General features: G+C 70.8%; 10 protein-coding genes. 5 read left to right on the top strand and 5 right to left on the bottom strand.

Features of this window, described 5'->3' with window-relative positions; all coding sequences use genetic code 11:
* The first annotated feature begins 42 nt into the window (after window positions 1-42).
* From ACWF79_RS10125 to ACWF79_RS10115, 3 genes are all read left to right on the top strand, one after another.
* Window positions 43-1,506 carry a membrane-associated oxidoreductase gene (locus ACWF79_RS10125; protein WP_453727592.1) on the top strand — a complete coding sequence of 488 codons (1,464 nt, stop codon included), beginning with the start codon at window positions 43-45 and terminating at the stop codon, window positions 1,504-1,506.
* Between the two features lie 69 nt (window positions 1,507-1,575).
* Window positions 1,576-3,801 carry an SF1B family DNA helicase RecD2 gene (gene recD2 / locus ACWF79_RS10120; protein ID WP_453727591.1) on the top strand — a complete coding sequence of 742 codons (2,226 nt, stop codon included), beginning with the start codon at window positions 1,576-1,578 and terminating at the stop codon, window positions 3,799-3,801.
* A gap of 191 nt (window positions 3,802-3,992) precedes the next feature.
* Window positions 3,993-5,282: a citrate synthase gene (locus ACWF79_RS10115; RefSeq protein ID WP_453727590.1), complete on the top strand. Its 1,290-nt coding sequence runs from the start codon at window positions 3,993-3,995 to the stop codon at window positions 5,280-5,282.
* A gap of 372 nt (window positions 5,283-5,654) precedes the next feature.
* On the opposite strand, the gene ACWF79_RS10110 is transcribed toward ACWF79_RS10115, so the two are convergent.
* Both ACWF79_RS10110 and ACWF79_RS10105 read right to left on the bottom strand, forming a co-directional pair.
* Window positions 5,655-7,883 carry a heavy metal translocating P-type ATPase gene (locus ACWF79_RS10110; protein ID WP_453727589.1) on the bottom strand — a complete coding sequence of 743 codons (2,229 nt, stop codon included), beginning with the start codon at window positions 7,881-7,883 and terminating at the stop codon, window positions 5,655-5,657.
* A gap of 74 nt (window positions 7,884-7,957) precedes the next feature.
* Window positions 7,958-8,191: a heavy-metal-associated domain-containing protein gene (locus ACWF79_RS10105; RefSeq protein ID WP_453727588.1), complete on the bottom strand. Its 234-nt coding sequence runs from the start codon at window positions 8,189-8,191 to the stop codon at window positions 7,958-7,960.
* A gap of 148 nt (window positions 8,192-8,339) precedes the next feature.
* On the opposite strand from ACWF79_RS10105, the gene ACWF79_RS10100 reads away from it, so the two are divergent.
* Window positions 8,340-9,554 (top strand): cation:proton antiporter, encoded by a 1,215-nt coding sequence (locus ACWF79_RS10100; protein WP_453727587.1) that lies wholly within the window; start codon window positions 8,340-8,342, stop codon window positions 9,552-9,554.
* Here the strand turns inward: ACWF79_RS10100 and ACWF79_RS10095 are convergent.
* Complete coding sequence (locus ACWF79_RS10095) at window positions 9,532-10,197, bottom strand: TetR/AcrR family transcriptional regulator (RefSeq protein WP_453727586.1); 666 nt, start codon at window positions 10,195-10,197, stop codon at window positions 9,532-9,534. The genes ACWF79_RS10100 and ACWF79_RS10095 overlap by 23 nt on opposite strands.
* A 162-nt stretch (window positions 10,198-10,359) precedes the next feature.
* On the opposite strand from ACWF79_RS10095, the gene ACWF79_RS10090 reads away from it, so the two are divergent.
* Window positions 10,360-12,609 (top strand): MMPL family transporter, encoded by a 2,250-nt coding sequence (locus tag ACWF79_RS10090; protein WP_453727585.1) that lies wholly within the window; start codon window positions 10,360-10,362, stop codon window positions 12,607-12,609.
* A gap of 5 nt (window positions 12,610-12,614) precedes the next feature.
* On the opposite strand, the gene ACWF79_RS10085 is transcribed toward ACWF79_RS10090, so the two are convergent.
* Both ACWF79_RS10085 and ACWF79_RS10080 read right to left on the bottom strand, forming a co-directional pair.
* Window positions 12,615-12,812, bottom strand: coding sequence for a helix-turn-helix transcriptional regulator (locus ACWF79_RS10085; RefSeq protein ID WP_453727584.1), 198 nt, complete (start codon window positions 12,810-12,812; stop codon window positions 12,615-12,617).
* Between the two features lie 333 nt (window positions 12,813-13,145).
* A complete protein-coding gene (locus ACWF79_RS10080; protein ID WP_453727583.1) occupies window positions 13,146-14,054 on the bottom strand; it encodes a sugar phosphate isomerase/epimerase family protein in 909 nt (302 codons plus the stop codon).
* Between the last annotated feature and the right edge of the window lie 155 nt (window positions 14,055-14,209).

The raw sequence follows: 14,209 nt of genomic DNA, 5'->3' as shown, positions 1-14,209 counted from the left end.
GGGAGTTGACACATCCTGGGGGTGACGCCAAAGTCCCGGCGGGTGGAAACAAACGATCTTACGCCTCCCGAACTGCGGGTGTGGCAGGCCTTCCCCAAAGGCGCGTCGGTGGACTTCCGTGCGGCGGACGACGCGGACATGGGGCGGGGCGCGGACCGGGGCCCGGAGCGGACCGTCCGGGCCGAGGTGTTACGGGCCCTGCTCCTCAACGGCCCGGTCGAGGAGGGGGAGATACCCGCCCTCAAACTGTCGGGCGCGCGGATCACCGGGGTGCTCGATCTCTCGTACGGCACGATCGACCACGCGCTCTGGCTGAACGACTGCTTCTTCGAGGACGTACCTCTGCTGTACAACTCCCGGCTGCGCCACCTCGACCTGAGCGGCTCCGTCCTGCCCGGGCTTGCCGCCGCCACGGTGCAGGTGGAGGGCCTGGTGCAGCTCACCGGGTGCAGGTTCCACGGGCCGGTGCGGCTCGGCGGGGCGCGGATCGCCGGCGCGCTCTTCATGGACGGCTGTGAGATCACCCCGCCGGACACCGCGTGGCCCGCGCTCCGGCTCGGGTACGCGACCATCGGCGACAACCTGTGGGCCCCCGGGCTGCGGGCGCACGGGGAGGTGCGTCTCACCGGCGCCTCGATCGAGGGATCGGTCACTCTCGACGACGCACGGCTCAGCCACCCGGGCGGCATCGCCCTCGACGGGCAGACGCTCGTGGTGGGAAGCGACTTCCACCTGCGGCGCGTGCAGACACAGGGCTGGATCGGCCTGCGGGGCGCCCGCGTCACCGGGCGGCTCGACCTGTCCTACGCGCACATGTCGAACCCCGGCGACACGGCGCTGCGTGCGGGCAGCTGCACCGCGGGGGAGCTCTGGCTCCGCGAGGGTCCGCCCATGGAAGGCACGCTGAACTTGCGCCGGGCCCAGTTCGAGGTGCTGTTCCTGGAGCCGGAGATGCTTCCCGACGAGGTACTCCTCAACGGCCTCGTCTACACCACGCTCGTCCCGCACGAGCCCGCGGAACGCCGCCTGCCGATGCTGGCCAAGGACGGCGAGGGGTACCTCCCGCACGGCTACGAGCAGTTGACCGCCGCGTACGTCCGTGTCGGCGACGACCAGGCGGCGCGCGTCGTCCAGCTCGCCAAGCTCCGCAGACACCGCCGGACCCTGCCCTGGCCCGGCCGCGTGTGGGGCCACCTCCAGGAGGCGACGGTCGGCTACGGCTTCCGCCCCCTGCTCGCCCTGGTCTGGCTCCTGTCCCTGCTCGCCATGGGCTCGCTCGCCCACGGCCTGCACCCCCCGCGCCCGCTCAAGCCGTCCGAAGCCCCCGAGTTCAGTCCGGTGTTCTTCACCCTCGACCTGCTCCTGCCGGTGATCTCCTTCGGCCAGGAGGGGGCGTTCGCCCCGACGGGCTGGTACCAGACGCTGTCCTACGCCCTCGTCATCGCCGGCTGGATCCTGGCCACGACGGTCTTCGCCGGCGTGACCCGAACCGTCAGCCGCCAGTGACCACCCCCGGCGGGAAGGCGCACCCGCACACCCCCACCCGATGTCCGAGCCCTTCGCTACCTTCGGAGCATGTCCAACCAGGGTCGGGGTCACGGTCAGGCAGTGGTCGAAGGGGTGCTGGAGCGGGTCACGTACGCCAACGAGGAGAGCGGGTACACGGTCGCGCGCGTCGACACCGGGCGCGGCGGCGGGGATCTCCTCACGGTCGTCGGGGCGCTGCTCGGGGCCCAGCCGGGTGAGTCGCTGCGGATGGAGGGGCGTTGGGGCTCCCATCCGCAGTACGGCAAGCAGTTCACGGTCGAGAACTACACGACCGTCCTCCCGGCCACCATCCAGGGCATACGCCGCTACCTCGGCTCCGGGCTCATCAAGGGCATCGGGCCCGTCTTCGCCGACCGGATCACCTCGCACTTCGGCCTGGACACCCTCGACATCCTCGAAGCGGCCCCCGCCCGCCTGATCGAGGTGCCGGGCCTCGGCCCCAAGCGGACGAAGAACATCACGGCCGCCTGGGAGGAGCAGAAGGCCATCAAGGAGGTGATGGTCTTCCTCCAGGGCGTCGGCGTCTCCACCTCCATCGCCGTGCGGATCTACAAGAAGTACGCGGACGCCTCGATCTCCGTCGTCCGCAACCAGCCCTACCGGCTCGCCGCCGACGTCTGGGGCATCGGCTTCCTCACCGCCGACCGGATCGCCCAGGCCGTCGGCATCCCGCACGACAGCCCCGACCGGGTCAGGGCGGGGCTGCAGTACGCCCTGTCCCAGTCGACCGACCAGGGCCACTGCTTCCTGCCCGAGGAGCGGCTCATCTCCGACGCGGTGAAGCTGCTCCAGGTCGACACGGGCCTGGTCATCGAGTGCCTCGCCGAGCTGGCGGCCGATCCCGAAGGGGTCGTACGGGAATCGGTGCCCGGGCCCGAGGGCGAGCCGGTCACAGCCGTGTACCTGGTGCCGTTCCACCGCGCCGAGCTGTCCCTGGCCGGGCAGGTCGGACGGCTGCTGCGGACCCCCGAGGACCGGATGCCGGCCTTCCAGGACGTCGCCTGGGACAAGGCCCTCGCCTGGCTCGCCGACCGCACCGGCGCCTCGCTCGCGCCCGAGCAGGAGGAGGCCGTGCGGCTCGCCCTCACCCGTAAGGTCGCCGTGCTCACCGGCGGCCCCGGGTGCGGGAAGTCGTTCACGGTCCGCTCCATCGTGGAGCTGGCCCGGGCCAAGCGGGCCAAGGTCGTCCTCGCCGCGCCCACCGGCCGGGCCGCCAAGCGCCTCGCCGAGCTGACCGGCACCGAGGCGTCGACCGTCCACCGCCTCCTGGAGCTGAAGCCGGGCGGCGACGCGGCCTACGACCGGGACCGCCCGCTCGACGCCGACCTGGTCGTCGTGGACGAGGCGTCCATGCTGGATCTCCTCCTCGCCAACAAGCTCGTCAAGGCCGTGGCACCCGGTGCCCACCTCCTCCTCGTGGGGGACGTGGACCAGCTGCCGTCGGTCGGCGCGGGGGAGGTGCTCGGCGATCTGCTCGCCCCGGACAGCCCGGTCCCGGCCGTCCGGCTGACCCGCGTCTTCCGCCAGGCGCAGCAGTCCGGCGTCGTCACCAACGCCCACCGGATCAACGCCGGCCAGTCGCCCGTCACCACCGGCCTGCCGGACTTCTTCCTCTTCGCGGAGGACGAGACCGAGGACGCCGCCCGGGTCGCCGTCGAGGTCGCCGCACGGCGAATTCCCGCCAAGTTCGGCCTCGACCCGCGCCGGGACGTGCAGGTCCTCGCTCCCATGCACCGGGGCCCGGCCGGCGCGGGCGCGCTCAACGGACTGCTCCAGCAGGCCGTCACACCGGCCCGCCCCGACCTTCCCGAGAAGCGGTTCGGCGGCCGGGTCTTCCGCGTCGGCGACAAGGTCACCCAGATCCGCAACAACTACGACAAGGGTGCCAACGGCGTCTTCAACGGCACCGTCGGTGTCGTGACCTCCCTCGACACCGTTGAGCAGCGCCTGACCGTGCGGACCGACGAGGACGAGGAGGTGCCGTACGACTTCGACGAGCTGGACGAGCTGGCCCACGCCTACGCCGTCACGATCCACCGCTCGCAGGGCAGCGAGTACCCGGCGGTCGTGATCCCTGTCACCAACAGCGCCTGGATGATGCTCCAGCGGAACCTGCTCTACACGGCCGTCACCCGTGCCAGGAAGCTCGTGGTCCTGGTCGGCTCCCGCAAGGCGATCGCCCAGGCCGTACGTACGGTTTCCGCAGGCAGACGCTTCACCGCCCTGGCGCACCGGCTCGCGGCAGCCAGGTGAGCGGCGGTGTGAAAGACCACCCCGGACTTCCCCGAACGGGGCGAAGGGGGCAAGATGAGCAGGTTGGCGGCACTGAGTGCCGCCAATTGGCCCAATGGTCGACCCCGAGTGCACTCTCCTGAGCCAAATGGGGGATGGTAGAGACAGTCAGGGCACCTCGAAGAAGAGGCACTACGTCGGTGAGGGATGACGTGAGCGACAACTCTGTAGTACTGCGGTACGCGGACGGTGAATACACCTACCCGGTGGTCGAGAGCACCGTCGGCGACAAGGGCTTCGACATCGGGAAGCTCCGAGCCCAGACCGGTCTGGTCACCCTGGACAGCGGATACGGCAACACCGCCGCCTATAAATCCGCGATCACCTACCTCGACGGTGAGCAGGGCATTCTGCGGTACCGCGGCTACCCCATCGAGCAGCTGGCGGAGCGCTCCACCTTCCTGGAGGTGGCGTACCTGCTGATCAACGGTGAGCTTCCCAAGGTCGACGAGCTCGCGGCCTTCAAGAACGAGATCACCCAGCACACGCTGCTGCACGAGGACGTCAAGCGCTTCTTCGACGGTTTCCCCCGGGACGCCCACCCGATGGCGATGCTCTCCTCGGTGGTCTCCGCGCTGTCCACCTTCTACCAGGACAGCCACAACCCGTTCGACGAGAAGCAGCGCCACCTCTCCACGATCCGGCTGCTCGCCAAGCTGCCGACGATCGCGGCGTACGCGTACAAGAAGTCGATCGGCCACCCCTTCGTCTACCCGCGCAACGACCTCGGGTACGTCGAGAACTTCCTGCGCATGACCTTCTCGGTCCCGGCCCAGGAGTACGAGCTGGACCCGGTCGTGGTCTCGGCGCTCGACAAGCTGCTGATCCTGCACGCGGACCACGAGCAGAACTGTTCGACGTCCACCGTCCGTCTGGTCGGTTCCAGCCAGGCGAACATGTTCGCGTCGATCTCCGCCGGCATCTCGGCCCTCTGGGGCCCGCTGCACGGTGGCGCCAACCAGTCGGTCCTGGAGATGCTCGAAGGCATCCAGGCCAACGGCGGCGATGTCGACTCCTTCATCAACAAGGTGAAGAACAAGGAGGACGGCGTCCGCCTGATGGGCTTCGGCCACCGGGTGTACAAGTCCTTCGACCCGCGCGCCAAGATCATCAAGGCGGCGGCGCACGACGTCCTCTCCGCGCTCGGCAAGTCCGACGAGCTGCTGGACATCGCGCTCAAGCTGGAGGAGCACGCGCTCTCCGACGACTACTTCGTCTCGCGCAACCTCTACCCGAACGTGGACTTCTACACGGGCCTCATCTACCGCGCGATGGGCTTCCCGACCGAGATGTTCACCGTGCTCTTCGCGCTCGGCCGCCTCCCGGGCTGGATCGCCCAGTGGCACGAGATGATCAAGGAGCCGGGCTCCCGCATCGGCCGCCCGCGCCAGATCTACACGGGCGAGGTCCTCCGCGACTTCGTCCCGGTCGAGGGCCGCTGACGCAGTACGCGTAACGAAAAGCGCCCCGCCGTCGATCCCCCCACGGGTCGACGAGCGGGGCGCTTTCCATATCCCCGGTGCGGATTCCCCCCACGGGATCCGGGCCGGGCGTCTGCCGGGTTCAGCAGAAGCTACGCGGGTCTGCGCGGTCTGCCGGGGTACGTACGTACGGGAGGGCCGCTCAAAGCTCCCCGGTGCACGTGCCCCGGCCAACGCTTGCCTATGGGACGTCCCCCAAGACATCCCATGAACGTCCCCCAAGACGTTCTTGGCATCGCCCACTTAGACTCGCGAACGGCCCGAATGGTTACCCCCAAATATCTGTGATCTAGGTCTCTTTGTGAAGGTCCTGTGCGTCACGTGTAGGTGAATTCACGTGAAGCGCCGAAGTCGCAGGCTGTTTGTCACGACAAAGACGGACGAAAAGGCCATGGCCAGACCGGCGATCATCGGGTTCAGCAGGCCGAGCGCGGCCAACGGCAGCGTCGCCACGTTGTATCCGAAGGCCCATCCCAGGTTTCCCTTGATCGTCGCCAGGGTCCGGCGGGCGAGCCGGATCGCGTCCGCCGCCACCCGCAGGTCGCCCCGGACCAGCGTCAGGTCGCTCGCCTCGATCGCGGCGTCCGTGCCGGTCCCCAGGGCGATGCCCAGGTCGGCGGCGGCCAGCGCGGCCGCGTCGTTCACGCCGTCCCCGACCATCGCGACCGTCCGGCCCTCCGCCTGGAGGCGGCGGACGACCTCGACCTTCTCCTCCGGCAGAACCTCCGCGAAGACCCGGTCCGCGTCGATGCCGACCTCCGCCGCCACCGTCTCCGCCACCGCCCGACCGTCCCCGGTCAGCAGGACCGGCGTCAGGCCCAGGGCCCGCAGCCGCGTGACCGCCTCCCCGCTGGTCTCCTTCACGGCGTCGGCCACCGTGAGGGCCCCGCGCGCCCGTCCGTCCCAGGCGACCTGCACGGCCCCGGGTTCCGGCACCCCCGGCACCTCGACGCCCTCGGCCTCCAGGAGCGCCGGGCGGCCCACCAGGACGGCGTGTCCGTCGACCGTGCCGCGCACCCCGAGCCCGGGCACGTTCACGAAGGACGAGGGCACGGGCAGCTCGCCGAGCTTCTCCGCGGCGCCCGCCGCGACCGCGCGGGCCACCGGGTGCTCGGAGGCGTGCTCCAGGGCGCCCGCGAGGCGCAGCAGCTCGGCCTCGTCCACCCCCTCGTACGCGTACACCTTCGTCAGCCGCATCCGGCCTGTGGTGACCGTGCCGGTCTTGTCGAGGACGACCGTGTCGACGCGCCGGGTGGACTCCAGGACCTCCGGGCCCTTGATCAGGATGCCGAGCTGCGCGCCGCGACCGGTGCCGACCATGAGGGCGGTCGGGGTCGCGAGGCCGAGCGCGCAGGGGCAGGCGATGATCAGTACGGCGACGGCGGCGGTGAACGCGCCGGTGGTGTCCTCGACCACGAAAAGCCAGGTCAGCAGCGTGCCGAGGGCGATGTAGAGCACGACGGGGACGAAGACGGCGGAGATCCGGTCGGCGAGGCGCTGCACCTCGGCCTTGCCGTTCTGGGCGTCCTCGACCAGCTGGGCCATCCGGGCCAACTGGGTGTCCGCGCCGACCCGGGTCGCCTCGACGACAAGCCGTCCGGAGGTGTTGAGGCAGCCACCGGTGACCGGGTCGCCGGCCGTCACGTCGACCGGGACGGACTCGCCGGTGAGCAGGGACGCATCCACGGCGGAGGCGCCCTCCACGACCGTTCCGTCGGTGGCGATCTTCTCGCCGGGGCGGACGACGAAGCGCTCGCCGGCCCGCAGCTCGGCCACCGGGATCCGTACCTCCGAGCCTCCCCTGAGGACGGCCACGTCCTTGGCGCCGAGCTCCATCAGGGCGCGCAGCGCGGAGCCGGCCTTCCGTTTGGCGCGGGCCTCCAGGTAGCGGCCGAGGAGGAGGAAGGTGGTGACTCCGGCGGCGACCTCCAGATAGATCGCGGAGGAGGCGTCGGCGCGGCCGACGGTGAGGTCGAAGCCGTGGCGCATGCCCGGCATGCCCGCGTCGCCGAGGAACAGGGCCCACAGCGACCAGCCGAAGGCGGCCAGCGTGCCGACGGAGACGAGGGTGTCCATGGTCGCCGCGCCGTGCCGCAGATTGGTCCAGGCGGCACGGTGGAAGGGCAGTCCGCCCCAGACGACGACCGGGGAGGCAAGGGTCAGCGAGAGCCACTGCCAGTTGTCGAACTGGAGGGCCGGGACCATGGCGAACAGGACGACCGGAGCGGAGAGCACGGCGGAGACGGTCAGCCGGCGGCGGAGTGCGGCGAGCTCGGGGTCCGCCTCGTCGGCGGCCTCGCCCGCCGTGTCCGCCGGCTCGGGGGCCGGGGGCGCGGGTTCCTCGGCGGTGTAGCCGGTCTTCACGACCGTCGCGATCAGATCGGCGACGTCCGTCTCCGGCGGGTGCGCGATCCGCGCCTTCTCCGTCGCGTAGTTGACGGTCGCCGTGACGCCCTCCATCCGGTTGAGCTTCTTCTCGACGCGGGCCGCGCAGGAGGCGCAGGTCATCCCGCCGATGACGAGCTCGGTCGTCAGGGTGGTGGGCGCGGGGCTCGGAGTCATGTGCGGTTCCAAAGGAGAGCAGGGCCGTACCGCGTAACGGTACGGCCCTGCGGGGGTGGTGCGGGAGTCTGGCCTCAGGCCTGGCCGACGAGCTCGTAGCCGGCCTCGTCGACGGCGGCGCGGACGGCCTCCTCGTCGAGGGGGGCCTCGGAGACCACGGTGACCTGGCCGGTGGAGGCCACGGCCTTCACGGAGGAGACTCCGGCGATCTCGGAGATCTCGCTGGAGACCGCGCCCTCGCAGTGTCCGCAGGTCATTCCCTTGACCTGGTACACGGTGGTGAGTTCGGTCGTCGTCTCGGCGGTCATGACGGTCTCCTCTTCGAGGGGCGTGCTGGTTCGGGGTCGTACAGGGTCGTACTGAAGCACAGGGTATACCCCTAGGGGGTATGAATTCCAGTCCTCCACCCATCGCGCCGCGCGGACGAGGGGACACCAGGAATGGTAGATACCCGATATGTCGCATTCGGGGACCACGCTCATCCTGATCATGGGTATCGCCGTCCTGGCGCCGCTGCTGGCCTACGGGGTGGGGCGCCGGCTGCCCGTTCCGCTCGTCATCTTCGAGATCCTGCTCGGCATCCTCATCGGCCCGGACGTGCTCGACTGGGCCCGGCCGGACGCCCTGATCGACGGCCTCTCGGAGCTCGGGCTCGCGATGCTGATCTTCCTCGCGGGGTACGAGATCGAGTTCGGGAAGGTACGCGGCGACACGCTCAAGCGGTCGGTGGGGGCGTGGGTGATCGCGCTGGCGCTCGGCCTCGGGGCCGGGATGCTGCTGGGCGACGGGTTCCATCAGGGCGTCTTCATCGGCGTGGCGCTCACCAGCACCGCGCTCGGCACCGTCCTGCCGGTGCTGCGGGACGCGGGCGATCTGCACGGCCGGTTCGGCTCGGTGGTGATGGCCTTCGGCGCGGTCGGGGAGTTCGGGCCGATCGTCGCGATGGCGCTGCTGCTGAGCGGCCGAGGCGCGGCCGAGTCGACGGCTCTGCTCGCCGCTTTCGCGGCGCTGACGGCGGGGGCGGTGTTCTGGGCGCTGCGGCCGAGGCCGCCGTGGTTCGCCACGGTCGTCCGCAAGACCCTGCACAGCAGCGGCCAGTTCGCGGTCCGGTTCGTCTTCCTGCTGCTCGCGCTGATGCTGGGCGCCGCGCAGGCCCTCGGACTCGACGTGCTGCTCGGCGCGTTCGCCGCCGGGATGATCACCCGGCTCGTCCTGACCGGCGCCGCGCCGGAGGCGGGGCCGGCGATCCTGGAGAGGGTGGAGGCCGTCGGCTTCGGCTTCCTGGTGCCGGTCTTCTTCGTCGTCACCGGCATCGAGTTCGACCTGGAATCGCTCCTCGGCGGCGGCCGGACGCTGCTCCTGCTGCCCCTCTTCCTGCTGTTGTTCCTGGTGGTGCGGGGCGGCCCGGTCTGGTTCCTGGCCCCCGGCGACCTCACGCGCAAGGAGCGAGGCGCGCTGGTGCTCTACGAGTCCACGGCCCTGCCGCTCGTCGTCGCGATCACCACCATCGGCGTAGACGACCGGGCGCTGTCCGCGGGCGAGGCGGCGGCGCTGGTGGGAGCCGCGATGGTCTCGGTCCTCGTCTTCCCGCTCGTCGCGCTGAAGATCCGGGCGGGTGCGGGCGAGAAGGTGCTGCCGAAGGAGGCGGTCAGGGGCTCGGAGTCGTGGTGATGGTGGGTGCGGGGCATCCGTCGAGCGCCGAGCCGACGATCGGGTCGAGGTAGCGGAAGAGGACCTTCTTCAACTCGGCGGAGGTGGCGTCCCGCTCCGGCCCCTCGGGCGCCGCGAGCACCAGGGCGAGGCCGCCCTTGAAGACGGCGAAGGTCATGTCGGCGATGAGGGCACGCTCCGCCTGCGGCAGGTCCGGGAGGTAGAGCCCCAGCAGGTCGCTGATGCGCGCCAGCAGGGAGGCGTGCAGGGCATCGTGCTCCTCGGCGATCCGGCCGGGGACCTCGGAACCATGCATCAGGGCCAGGAAGACCGGGTTCTTGCAGTTGAACTCGATCATCGGGTCGACGACGGCGTCCAGCATCTCGGGCAGCGGCAGCGCCAGGTTCTCCGGCGAGAACGCCTGGCCGTGGGCCTCGCGCATCTCGTGCAGGAGACGGTCGCCGAGCTCGATGGCGATCGCTTCCTTGTTGGGGAAGTACTGGTAGAGCGTGCCCGGCGAGACGTGCGCCTCGCGGGCGATCGCGTTGGTGCTGGCCGCGGTGTACCCGGAGGTGCAGAAGACGTTCGTGGCGGCCTGGAGCAGCTGCGCGATGCGGAGCTCGCCACGGGCCTGGCGGCGGCGCGGCCTGGGTTCTTCGGACATGGCTGTCCACAACCTCCTCGACGCGATTGACAAACACGAGAGGTCGCTCGCATTCTTGAGAAACGCGAGCGGTCGCTCGTGTTTGCCAGTTTATGGCAATGGTCGACCCATGCGGCCTGCCGGGAAGCGAGCGCATGGGTCAGGTGAAGGGGACACCGCGTCATGGCCGAAGTCAAGAATTCAGCGCCCGCCCGGGGTGGGGGGTGGACCCGGTTCGTGACGGCCCGGCCGCGCCTGTCTCTGCTGGTCGCGCTCGTGATCACCGCACTCGCCGTCCTCGCGGGCGGGGGCGTCGCCGACCGGATGGGCAGCGGCGGCTGGGAGGACCCGGACGCCGAATCCACGTACGCGACGCAGGTCCTGGAGCGGGAGTTCCCCGCATCCCAGCCCAATCTGCTCCTGCTCGTGGACGCACGCGAGGGCCGGGTCGACGACCCCGCAGTGGCCGCCGAGGCCCGCCGGCTCACGGAGCGGCTCGACGCCGAGCCGGGCGTGAGCGGCATCGGTTCCTACTGGGGGACAGGATCCCCGGCCCTGCGCTCCGAGGACGGCCGGCAGGCCGTGATCGCCGCCCGGGTCGAGGGCGACGAGAAGGCCGCCAGTGAGGTCCTGGACCGGATCGCCCCGGAGTACCGGGGGACGCACGGGCCGGTCGAGGTCTCCGTCGGCGGCCCGCTGGCCGTGCAGCACGAGATGCAGACGGTCATCCAGGAGGACCTGCTGCGCGCCGAACTCATCGCCCTGCCGGTGACGCTCGTCCTGCTCGTCATGGTCTTCGGCAGCGCGATCGCCGCGCTGCTCCCGCTCGGGATCGGGATCGTGGCCATCCTGGGGACGAACGCGGTGCTGCGCGGCATCACGGAGTTCACCGACGTCTCGGTCTTCGCCCAGAACCTCACCACCGCCCTCGGGCTCGGACTCGCCATCGACTACGCCCTGTTCGTGGTCCGGCGGTTCCGCGAGGAGCTCGCCGGCGGTGCCGACCCCCGCACGGCGATCGGCACCACCTTGCGGACCGCCGGGCGGACCGTGCTCTTCTCGGCGCTGACCGTGGCCGTCTCACTCGCCGCGATGCTCGTCTTCCCGCAGTACTTCCTGCGCTCCTTCGCCTACGCGGGCATCGCGGTGGTGCTGCTCGCGGCGGCGGCCGCCCTGATCCTGCTGCCGGCCGCGCTGATGCTGCTCGGGGAGCGGGTCAACGCACTCGACCTGCGCCGCCTCTTCCGCCGCCGGGGAGCCGAGGCCGGTCCCGGCAGCAAGGGCGCCGAGGCCGGGGCCGGGTGGGCCCGGGCGGCGGGGGTCGTGATGCGGCGGGCGCCGGTGTTCGCCGTGGCCACGGCGACCGGCCTGGTCCTCCTCGGGCTGCCCTTCCTCGGCGTGAACTTCGGCACGGTCGACGACCGGCAGCTGCCCACGACCGCCGAGTCCCGCGTGGTCCAGGACGAACTGCGTGACGGCTTCCCCGGCAGCCCCGGCGGCGGGCTCACCGTCCTCGCCGAGGGCGCCGCCACCCCGGAGGCGCTCACCGGCTACCGCGAGCGGATCCAGGGACTCGACGGGGTCGCCCGGGTGGACGGGCCGGTGACGTCCGGCACGGGCGCCGGAGGCCACGCGTACTTCACCGTGGTCCCGGAGGGCGAGGGCGTCGGGGAGACCGCCCAGAGTGTCGTGGGCGAACTGCGCGCCACGCCCGCCCCGTTCGACACCTCGGTGACTGGGGCGGCCGCGGTCCTGGTCGACTCCAAGGACGCCATAGCCGACCGGCTGCCGTGGGCGCTGGCGATCATCGTCGTCGTCACGCTGGTCCTGGTCTTCCTGCTGACCGGCAGCGTGGTGATCCCGATCCAGGCCGTCGTCCTCAACGCCCTCAGCCTGACGGCGATGTTCGGCGCGGTCGTCTGGGTCTTCCAGGACGGGCACCTCTCCGGGCTGCTCGGGTTCACGCCGACCGGCGACATAGAGACGAACCTGCCGGTGCTCATGTTCTGCGTCGCCTTCGGACTCTCCATGGACTACGGCGTGTTCCTGCTCTCCCGGATCAAGGAGGAGTACGACGAGACGGGCGACCACGACCACGCCGTCCGCTTCGGCCTGCGGCACACCGGCGGCCTCATCACCGCCGCCGCCGTGATCCTCGCCGTCGTCATGGTGGCCATCGGCACCTCCCGTGTGACCAACACCAAGATGCTGGGCCTCGGTGTCGCACTCGCCGTGCTGATGGACGCCATGGTGGTCCGCAGCCTGCTCGTGCCCTCCGTGATGAAGCTGACCGGCCGTCTGACGTGGTGGGCGCCGGGGCCGTTGCGGCGCTTCCACGACCGGTTCGGGATAAGCGAGGGCGGGGGCGCGCCGTCGCCCTCGCCCTCACCGGCCCCGGCGGCCGAACGGGACAAGGCGCCCGTCGGAGGGTGACGCGGTCAGTCCCGGCGACTTCGGTTGCCGGGACGTTTGGCCACCCAGGAGCGGATCGTGTCCGCGTACCAGTAGGGCTTACCCGCCTCGACATGGTCGGGCGGCGGCAGGAGGCCGTGCTTCCGGTAGGAGCGGACGGTGTCGGGCTGCACCTTGATGTGTGCGGCGATGTCCTTGTACGACCAGAGCTTTCTGTCCGTCATGCGTGGCACCTCCCTGCGCGCCTCGCAGCGGCGGCGGGGGTGCCGTTCGGGGGAGCTGCGGGGCGGACGCTGGCGATCACTGAGCCTGTGCCCCCTGCAACGACCTCCTCCAACGGGAGGGGAGCGGCTGTCGTACGGCTGTGACGTAGAGCCCGCGTAATGGAGACATCTGTGACGACAGGGGGACGCATGTGACGTAAGTGGCGCACGGTCACATCGGCGTGGCGGGAGGCGTTCCGGGGAGTCCTGGGTTCCGGATTCCTGATTCCGGCTTCCAGGTGCCCCGTTCCCGGTTCCCGTTCCCGCTTCCGCTTCCGCTTCCGCTTCCGGTTCCTAGGCTCCGCAGGAGCGCAGGAAGCGGCGGGTGCGGACCGCGATCGGATAGGGCTTGTCGGGCTCGCACGGGTACATGTCCTGCTCGACTATGGCGAAGAGCTCCACGTCGAGCGCCTGCGCCGCCGCCAGGACGGGCTCCAGGGCGGGCACCCCCGAGGGCGGCTCGCACATCACGCCCCGGGCCACGGCCGGGCCGAACGGCACCTCGTCCTTGACCACCCCGGCGAGGACCTCCGGGTCGACCTGCTTGAGATGGAGGTAACCGATGCGCTCGCCGTACGTCTCGATCAGCTTGACGCTGTCGCCGCCGCAGTACGCGTAGTGCCCGGTGTCCAGGCAGAGGGAGACCAGGTCAGGATCGGTCGCGTCCAGGAACCGGGTCACGTTCTCCTCGCTGTCGACATGCGTGTCCGCGTGCGGGTGGACGACGATCCGCAGTCCGAAGCGGTCCTGGACCTCGCGTCCCAGGCGCTCGGTCAGACCGGTGAGATTCCGCCACTGTTCAGGGGTGAGCGTGCGGTCCTCCAGGACCTCGCCCGTCTTGTCGTCCCGCCAGAAGGACGGGATGACGACCAGGTGCTCGGCGCCCATCGCCTGGGCGAGCGCCGCGTTGTCGGCGACATGGGCCCAGGTCTTCTCCCAGACGGCCGGGCCGTGGTGCAGCCCGGTGAAGACCGTGCCCGCCGAGACCCGCAGGCCACGGCGCGCCGTCTCCTCGGCCAGGACCGCGGGGTCGGTGGGCAGATAGCCGTACGGGCCGAGCTCGATCCACGCGTAACCGGCGTCGGCGACCTCGTCGAGGAAGCGCTGCCAGGGGACCTGGTGGGGATCGTCGGGAAACCAGACACCCCAGGAGTCAGGGGCGGAGCCGATACGGATACGGGTCAGCGGCGACGGCTTCGTCATGGAAGCCACCTTGACCGCGCCCCGAACGACGCGTCAAGGAGCTCGTCCGAATGTAAGGACATAGCGTTGACAGCGTTCGGGGCGGGCGGCTAGACCTGGGTGCGGGGCGAGGTGAGAGGTGGCGCGCGTGGATGCGGAGCCGGAGCCGTACGAGC

Source organism: Streptomyces sp. NPDC054975, from assembly GCF_053609105.1.
The sequence above is the reverse complement of the archived record's forward strand: the minus strand, read 5'-3'. Positions and strand labels throughout refer to the sequence as shown.

Coding starts and splice junctions, on each gene's coding strand:
- recD2 (WP_453727591.1), top strand. CDS start 1,576: ATGTCCAACCAGGGTCGGGGTCACGGTCAGGCAGTGGTCGAAGGGGTG.
- ACWF79_RS10110 (WP_453727589.1), bottom strand. CDS start 7,883: ATGACTCCGAGCCCCGCGCCCACCACCCTGACGACCGAGCTCGTCATC.
- ACWF79_RS10105 (WP_453727588.1), bottom strand. CDS start 8,191: ATGACCGCCGAGACGACGACCGAACTCACCACCGTGTACCAGGTCAAG.
- ACWF79_RS10100 (WP_453727587.1), top strand. CDS start 8,340: ATGTCGCATTCGGGGACCACGCTCATCCTGATCATGGGTATCGCCGTC.
- ACWF79_RS10095 (WP_453727586.1), bottom strand. CDS start 10,197: ATGTCCGAAGAACCCAGGCCGCGCCGCCGCCAGGCCCGTGGCGAGCTC.
- ACWF79_RS10090 (WP_453727585.1), top strand. CDS start 10,360: ATGGCCGAAGTCAAGAATTCAGCGCCCGCCCGGGGTGGGGGGTGGACC.
- ACWF79_RS10085 (WP_453727584.1), bottom strand. CDS start 12,812: ATGACGGACAGAAAGCTCTGGTCGTACAAGGACATCGCCGCACACATC.
- ACWF79_RS10080 (WP_453727583.1), bottom strand. CDS start 14,054: ATGACGAAGCCGTCGCCGCTGACCCGTATCCGTATCGGCTCCGCCCCT.